This is a genomic window from Methanoculleus nereidis, assembly GCF_032944295.1.
Classification (GTDB): Archaea; Halobacteriota; Methanomicrobia; order Methanomicrobiales; family Methanoculleaceae; genus Methanoculleus; species Methanoculleus nereidis.
Window position 1 is genome coordinate 1 of record NZ_JABFFQ010000025.1, and the last position, 1,127, is coordinate 1,127.

Here is a 1,127-nt window from a genome sequence, read left to right on the forward strand (position 1 = left end):
GAGAATTGCGAATAACTTCCTCTCTTCCCCTCCTCTTGCCTCCTGCGCTCCCGGTGAGTCTTCTCCTTCCTGAACGCTTGGATATCCTGGATTCTTGTGAGTTTTCTCGAGAGCTACCGCTCGGCAGGTTGCGCCTGAAGAGTGAGAAGTTGCCTGAAGTTGAAATTCATACAGGAGAAGACATTTTTGACCCGCACTCTGGCAACCGTCGTGACCATGAGATGCCCTGCCTTGAACACCCGTTTCATCCAGGCGAACGGCCGTTCCACCAGTGATCGGGTTCTGCTGATGGCCTTGTTCCGCCGGTTCTCCTTGATCGACAACGGATGACCGCGAGTCGCCCGGTGCATGGTCTTGTCCATGGACGCCTTCGGTTTCACCCCGAAGTAGCCTTTATCACGATAGACCGTTTCGCCTGTGCGGGAGAGATCGATCCTGCTGTCATGGAGCGACGCGGTGGTGGTCTCGATCCGGCGGATGAGCTGGTAGTCCTTGTCCATGAGGATATGGAGTTTGTAGCCGAACTGGGACTTCGAGCCCTTCTTTGCCCAGGTGCCGTCGCGGCTACGCCGCGTCTCTGCCTGGTCTCCCCGAGGGGTGTCGGCAGAGGCGTGTCCGGGATCGGCGGTGATGAACGAGGCGTCCTGCATGACGCCGCGCTTGATGGTGAGCCCTTGTACCTCGAGTTGCCGCTGGAACTCCTCCCAGATCGCGGTATCCTTCCCGGTTTGCGCCAGGCGTTCCCGGAACAGCCAGACCGTCGATCGATCCGGAATGGTCTCGGGGTATCCCAGGAAGTGGCGGAACGAGATCCGGTCGGTCGCCTGACGTTCCAGTTCGGGATCCGAGAGGCCATACCACTGCTGAAGCACCAGCAGCCGGATCATCAGAACAACGTCGTAGTTCGGACGACCGCCTCGTCCCTCGGCATTGGTGTAGAGGTCAGCAAGGAGAGGACGAAAGGCGTCCCAGTCGATCAGACCGCTGACCTCCCCCAGCCGATCGCCCAGAGCGGCAAGGCTGGCATATTCGTGCCGAATCGCAAAATTGGTAAACGTGCTCATGAGAAAAACGTCGATCCGTGGCTATAAAGTACTTTGGATGAGGTGGGGTTTTTCGAAGTTCTC

At 58.2% G+C, this 1,127-nt stretch carries 1 protein-coding gene; it reads right to left on the reverse strand.

All coding sequences use genetic code 11. From position 1 onward, the window contains the following. Positions 1–113: 113 nt before the first annotated feature. Positions 114–1,064 carry an IS5 family transposase gene (locus HL657_RS13415; RefSeq protein WP_317297319.1) on the reverse strand — a complete coding sequence of 317 codons (951 nt, stop codon included), beginning with the start codon at positions 1,062–1,064 and terminating at the stop codon, positions 114–116. Positions 1,065–1,127 lie beyond the last annotated feature (63 nt).

Excerpts from the sequence above, each read along its gene's own strand:
- HL657_RS13415 (WP_317297319.1), bottom strand. The coding sequence starts at position 1,064 with ATGAGCACGTTTACCAATTTTGCGATTCGGCACGAATATGCCAGCCTT.